Source organism: Saccharothrix sp. CCNWYY140 (genome assembly GCF_037401995.1).
GTDB lineage: Bacteria > Actinomycetota > Actinomycetes > Mycobacteriales > Pseudonocardiaceae > Actinosynnema.
In genome coordinates this window covers 1-6,018 of record NZ_JBBEGC010000072.1, presented here as the reverse complement: position 1 = coordinate 6,018, position 6,018 = coordinate 1, and the positions used below count along the sequence as shown (strand labels likewise).

Genomic DNA, 6,018 nt, shown 5'->3' with positions numbered 1-6,018 from the left:
CACGCGGTTCGGCGGCACGCGGTTCGGCGGCACGCGGTTCGGCGGCACGCGGTTCGGCGGCACGCGGTTCGGCGGCACGCGGTTCGGCGGCAGGCGGCTCGGCGGCGAGAGGTTCGGTCGGCAGGGTGTTCAGCGCCGCGATGCGGTCCTCCACGGCGGTCGCCGCCTCGGCTTCCAGCCGGGCCCGGTCGGCGGGAGGCAGGCGGTGCCAGCGCTCCACCAGGTCGCGCACCGGCTGGAGGGCCTGGTCGCTCAACGCCGACCGGTAGAGCAGGTCGCGGCTCGACGCGCGCCCCGCCACGACCTCCCGCGCGAAGTCCGCGACCTCGCCCGACCCGGCCGCGAGCTGCACCGTCCGCGCCTGCTGCGCCCGCAGTCCCGCGGGAGTCGCCCAGGGGTTCTCCACCGTCACACCGCCGCGTGGTCGTAGGGCAGGCACGGCCAGAGCTTGGCGACCACCTCGCCGTTGCCCACCAGCACCTGCAACGCCGACACCGCGACGTGCGCGGCGGCCCGGACCGCGTCGATGGCACTGGAGATCTTGGACACCGACAGGAGCACCGACACGACCCCGTGGAGCGGGTTCTGCCCGCGCAGGACGCTGATCGCCCCGCCGATGAACGCCCCGGCGTTGCGGGTCAGCAGGTCGACCAGCGTGTCCAGCAGGGTGTCCACGAGGATGGTCAGGGCGCTGACCGCGTGGTAGGCCGCGCTCGCGAACTTCTTGATCTGCCCGGCGACCTCGGTCATGAACTCGACGTGCCCCTGGCAGGCGGCGGAGTACTCGGCGAGCCAGCTCTCGGCCGCGTTCGCCGCGTTGCCGTCCCACTTGTCCTGCACCAGGTAGCGCCCGCGATCGACGTTCTCCTTGACGATCGAGTACGCGTACGCGGTGTCCTCGAAGGCCTGGCCCTGCCGGTACAGGTTGCTCCAGTCGCCGCCGACCAGCCGCGTCAGCTCCTCGAAGACGTCCCGGTTGGTCAGCGCCCGCATGAGGTCGCGGACGTGCTGGGCGACCGAGCACCGGCCCAGCAGCTCGTCGAGCCGCTGCTCGATGTCCACCGGCCAGCCCTCGGCGACGGCCTTCTCGTCGGGGTCCTTCGGGACGCCCTGGTAGGGCCGCGACGGGTCGGCTGGGTCGGCGGCCGGGTCGCGGCCCTCGTCGAAGGTCGCGTCCGGGGCGACGACGTCGTCCTCGTCGATGCGGGTGGGCGTGGCGCCGGGGTACTTGCCGTCCAGTTCCGAGGCCTTCGCCCGGTCGGTCCGGACGTAGTAGGCGGCGACCTTGCCGAACTCCGTGCCGGACGCGGCGGCCAGGTCGGCGCCGTGCCGGGTGTTGGCCTCGCCCACCCGCTGGACCTGGTTCAACGGCTCGTTGAGCAGGCCCAGCAGCCCTTCCTGGTAGCCGTCGGGCCGCCGGTACTCGAGCTCCTGCACGAACCGACCGATCGCCTCGCCGTTGCGCGCGACCAACCGCCCCAGGCCCGCCACCGACGGTGGGTCCACCACGAATCCGGCCATGTCGGCTCCCCTCGACGCCCGGCGCAGCCTAACCGGACGCAGGCCCGCGCTACTCGGTCATGACGGACCAGAACGCGGCCTCGTAGGTGTCCACCATGCGTGCGGCGCGCAGCAGCTCCACGGGGTCGTCGCCGGCGTCGAGGCCCCGCGCCACGACCTCGGCCGCCTGGTCCAGCACCTCCTGCGGTGTCTCGGCGAAGAACCGGAAGTGCGCCACCGCCTGGTCGGTGAACCCGTGAGCCTGGAGGGCGTCCGCGAGCCGCGCGTAGGTTCCGCCGGATCCCTCGACGTTCACCAGCAGCGCCAGCGGCACCGCGCCGCGCGGGCCGAAGACCGCCGTCCGCGCGAGGTAAGCCGGGTAGGCCTGGGCGAGGGGTCGGGGCTCGTGCGCCCGCAGGTCGTCCTCGCCCACGCCGACCGCCGCGCCGAAGTCCAGCAGCAACGCCAGGGCCTCGTCCTCCGCCCCGGCCATCGCCAGGAACAACGGCTCCGGGAACCTCGCCGCCAGCAGCGCGAAGCTCTGCCGGTCGCTGGAGACCAGGTGGAACAGCTCCCCGGCCAGCACGCGCAACCGCGCGGTCTCCACCGGACCGGCCTCCACCAGCTCCAGGAACCGGTTGGGCGCCTTCACCAGGGCCTGGCGCCCCCGCGCCACCAGGTCCGCGACCCGTTCGTCCACGCTCATCCCCTCTCCGACCGGGTGCGCCGCACCGATGCCCGGGTCGACGGTCCGGGCGCCGGCTCGGCGATCCACGGCCCCTCGATCGACGGGTCCAGCACGCCGTCCTCCAGCCACGTGTAGGTGTCGTCCAGCACCCGCGCCGCGAGCGCCGAGTCCTTCTCGTCGGTGTTGACCCACAGCCGGTCCCACAGCTGCGCGATCCGCCGCCGGGACTGGGCGCAGAACGCGTCGGCCAGCTCGACCGCCGTCCCGCCCAGCGCCCGCGCGTGCACGCAGCTCACCGACATCGCGTACAGCTCGGCGGCGATGTCCACGACCCGGCCCACGAACAGCTGCCGCTCCAGGACCTGCTCGCCCCACCGCTTGCGCCCCCGGTCCAGGTGCCGGGCCAGCTCGCGGGCGGTGTCGACGGCGAAGGACACGTGCCCCGCCAGCTCACCGAAGTCGCTCTCGACCGCCGGCACGTCCGCGGGCTCCTCGGTGTCGCCCAAGGCGTCGGAGGCGATGAACACCCGCAACGCCTCCGTCGAGCCGTCGAAGATCCGCCCGATCCGCACGTCCCGCAGCAGCTGCTCCACCGGCACACCGCGTTCACCGCGGGCGGCGGCGGACTCGGCGGTCTCGTACCCGCGCCCGCCGCGGACCTGCACCAGCTCGTCGGCGACCCGCCACACCTGCTCGGACGCGAACAGCTTCGCCAACTCCGCCTCGGCCCGCGTGTCCGCGCCCGCGTCGGCCCGCCGCCCGGACACCTCGACGATCGCCTCCAACGCGAACGCGGTGGCGGCGATGAACGCGATCTTGGCGGCCACGGCCTCGTGCGCGCCGATCGGCTTGTCCCACTGCACCCGCACCCGCGACCACTCGCGGGCGATCTTCAGGCTCCACTTGGCCGCCGCCGCGCACACCGACGGCAGCGACAACCGACCGGTGTCCTGCGCGGCCAGCGCGACCTCCAGCCCCTGCCCCTCCGGCCCGATGCGCCGGTCGTCGGGCACGAAGACCCGGTGCAGCCGGACCACCCCGTTCTCCAGGCCCTTCAACCCGAGGAACGAGCTGCGGTGCTCGACGGTGACACCCGGCGCGTCCGCCTCGACCACGAACGCCGACATCCCGCCGGGCCGGCCCTCCGCCGCCGGCACCACCGCCATGACCACCAGCAGGTCGGCGATCGTCCCGTTGGTGACCCACAGCTTGAGCCCGTCCAGGACGTACCCGCCCGCGGTGGGCGTGGCGGTGGTGCGCATCCGGAACGGGTCGTTGCCGATGTCCGGTTCGGTCAGCGTGAACGCCGAGATCTCCCGCGCGCACCGCGGCAGCAGCTCGCGCTTCTGCTCGTCGGTGCCGAACAGCAGCAGCGGCTGGGTCAGACCGATCGCCTGGTGCGCGGCGAGCAACTCGCCCAGCGACGAGTGCGCCGAACTGGACACCATCAACGCCCGCAGGTAACACAGGCCGGACAGCCCGAGGCCGCCGTACTCGCGCGGCAGCTTGATCGCGAACGCCCCGAGGTCGCGCAACCCGTCGACCACCTCGTCGGGGATGCGGTCCTCGCGCTCGATGAGCGTGCCGTCCACCTTCTGCTCGCAGAACGTCCGCAGCCGCGCGAGGAACGCGTCCTCCTCGACCGTGAGCCCGCCCGGCTGCGACTCGACCAGGTCGAGCCGCAGCCGGCCGCGAAAGAGCTCCCTGCCGAAACTCGAACCGGTCACCGTCGCCCCTCTCTCAGACCTTCACTCTTCTCAGAACTCCACGCTTCTCAGGCCTTCACACTTCTGCGGACTTCGCGCTTCTCAGGCCTTCGCGCTCTCGTCGTGCGCACCCCCGGTCGGCGGCACGTGCCGCAACCGGGTCGCCGCCAACACCGCACCCACCGCCGCCACCACGGCCGCGATCAAAGCCCCGGTGTTGAGCCCGCTGGTGAACGCGGCCCGCGCGGTCTCCAACACCGGCCCGCCCAGCTCACCGGACACCCGCCCGGCCACCGCCACCGCACCGTCCAAGCTGTCCCGCGCCGCCGCCGCGTCCTCCGCGGTCAGCCCGTCGGGCAGCACGACCCCGCCCCGGTACACGGCCACGCCGATGCTGCCGATCAACGCCACACCCAGCGACAACCCGAGGTCGTTCGCGGTGGTGCTCAACCCCGACGCCGCCCCCGCCTTCTCCGGCGGCACGGACCCCACGACCAGTCCCGTGGTCAACGCCATCGCCGGGTTCACCGCCGGGTAGAGCACGATGAACCCCGCGATCAGCAACGGAAGCCCGGCCGTGCTCTCGACCTGCGTCAACATCAGGTAGCCGACAACCTGAACCGCCAACCCGCCCGCGATGATGTACCCGGGCCGCACCCGCCGCGCCAGGATCGGCGTAGTCATCGAGACACCGACCAACACCAACGCCGCCGGCAGGATCGCCAGGCCCGTCTGCAACGGCGACAGCGACGCCACCAGTTGCAGGTACTGCGTGAACATCAGGTACATGCCACCCATCGCGAGCGCTGCCAGCACGTAGACCGACAGCGCCCCCGACACCGTCCGGTTGGCGAACAGCCGCACATCGAGCAACGGCACGTCGATCCGCAACTGCCGCAAGACGAACCACACACCGAACCCGACACCGATGACGATCGCTGCCACCGCTTCCAGCAGCGAGTCGTCCTTCGCCAGGGCCTTCACGCCGTAGATCAACGGCAGCAGTGCCACGAGGAGCAGCACGACACTCAACACGTCCAGCCTGCCCGCAGAAGCATCCTTGTGCTCCGGCAACACGAACGGCGCAGCCACCGCCACCAACGCCATCACCGGCACCGCAACCAGGAACGTGGCCCGCCAGGTGAACACTTCGAGCAACAACCCGGACAACAACGGCCCCAACGCCACCCCGACCGAGATCCCGGCCGCCCAAGCCCCGATCGCCACACCCCGCTGCTTGGGGTCGAGGAACATCGAGAAGATCAACCCCAAGGTGGCAGGCATGACCGCCGCAGCGGCCACCCCCAACACAGCCCGCCACAAGATCATCATCGATGGGTCGTTGGTATAAGCGGCCACCACCGACACCACGGCAAACACCGCAGACCCCAACACCAACAACTTCCGCCGCCCCACCCGGTCCCCGAGGGTGCCCATAGCGACCAGGAAGCCCGCCATCAGGAAGCCGTAGATGTCGACGATCCACAGCATCTGCGTGCCATCGGGCCGCAGGTCGGCGGCGATGTGCGGGATGGCGAGGAACAGGATCGTCAACATCATGAAGAGCAACAACGAGGGCAACACCAACAGCCCCAGTCCCACCCACTCCCGCCGCCCGGCACGTGGTGGCGCTTGGTTCGCGGTGTCCATGACCCATCCCTTCACTCGGCGGTGATACCCAGCGGGGGTATCGAAGTGCGGACCCAGAACATACAGGGAGGGGGTATCCCCCCGCAGCCCACAACCCCCACCACCCCTTCAACCCGCCGGTAACTCCCCTCTAGAACCCCAGCCCCCCGCCCCAGCCCCCCGCCCAAGCCGCCTGCATCGCCATCCACACCCAGCGCCAGCCGCCCCCATGCACGACGCCCCACGCCCTCACCGGCCGCCTCCCCGCGCCCAACGCTCCACACCAGCCGCCCCCGCCCAACGCCGGTCACCTCTCCGCGCCCAACACCAGCCGCCTCCCCGCGCGAAGCTCCGACTGCCCACCCACACCACCTCCGCCGGCCGCAAGCCCACGCGCCCCGAGACTCAACCGGTCGCGCCGCTTTTCGCCCGCAGGGCGGGATGCTTTTCCGCCGAAGGCGCAAGCCAAGCGGCAGCGACCACGGGAAGGGCCTC

The 6,018-nt window shown here is 71.9% G+C and carries 5 protein-coding genes; all 5 read right to left on the bottom strand.

Going from position 1 to position 6,018, the window contains the following annotated elements:
• The coding region (locus tag WBN91_RS26420; RefSeq protein ID WP_337729012.1) for a hypothetical protein at positions 1-406 on the bottom strand (406 nt) is incomplete at its 3' end.
• Between the two features lie 2 nt (positions 407-408).
• Entirely contained in the window at positions 409-1,521 is a 1,113-nt protein-coding gene (locus WBN91_RS26415; protein ID WP_337729011.1) for a hypothetical protein, read from the bottom strand.
• 49 nt (positions 1,522-1,570) lie between these two features.
• Positions 1,571-2,206: a hypothetical protein gene (locus WBN91_RS26410; RefSeq protein ID WP_337729010.1), complete on the bottom strand. Its 636-nt coding sequence runs from the start codon at positions 2,204-2,206 to the stop codon at positions 1,571-1,573.
• Positions 2,203-3,915, bottom strand: a complete 1,713-nt coding sequence (locus tag WBN91_RS26405; protein ID WP_337729009.1) for an acyl-CoA dehydrogenase family protein — start codon at positions 3,913-3,915, stop codon at positions 2,203-2,205. The genes WBN91_RS26410 and WBN91_RS26405 overlap by 4 nt, the downstream gene beginning before the upstream one ends.
• A gap of 81 nt (positions 3,916-3,996) precedes the next feature.
• Positions 3,997-5,544, bottom strand: coding sequence for an MFS transporter (locus WBN91_RS26400; protein ID WP_337729008.1), 1,548 nt, complete (start codon positions 5,542-5,544; stop codon positions 3,997-3,999).
• Positions 5,545-6,018 lie beyond the last annotated feature (474 nt).

What these genes read in the sequence shown, in the direction of transcription:
- WBN91_RS26415 (WP_337729011.1), bottom strand. Translation starts at nt 1,521, where the DNA reads ATGGCCGGATTCGTGGTGGACCCACCGTCGGTGGCGGGCCTGGGGCGG.
- WBN91_RS26410 (WP_337729010.1), bottom strand. Translation starts at nt 2,206, where the DNA reads ATGAGCGTGGACGAACGGGTCGCGGACCTGGTGGCGCGGGGGCGCCAG.
- WBN91_RS26400 (WP_337729008.1), bottom strand. Translation starts at nt 5,544, where the DNA reads ATGGACACCGCGAACCAAGCGCCACCACGTGCCGGGCGGCGGGAGTGG.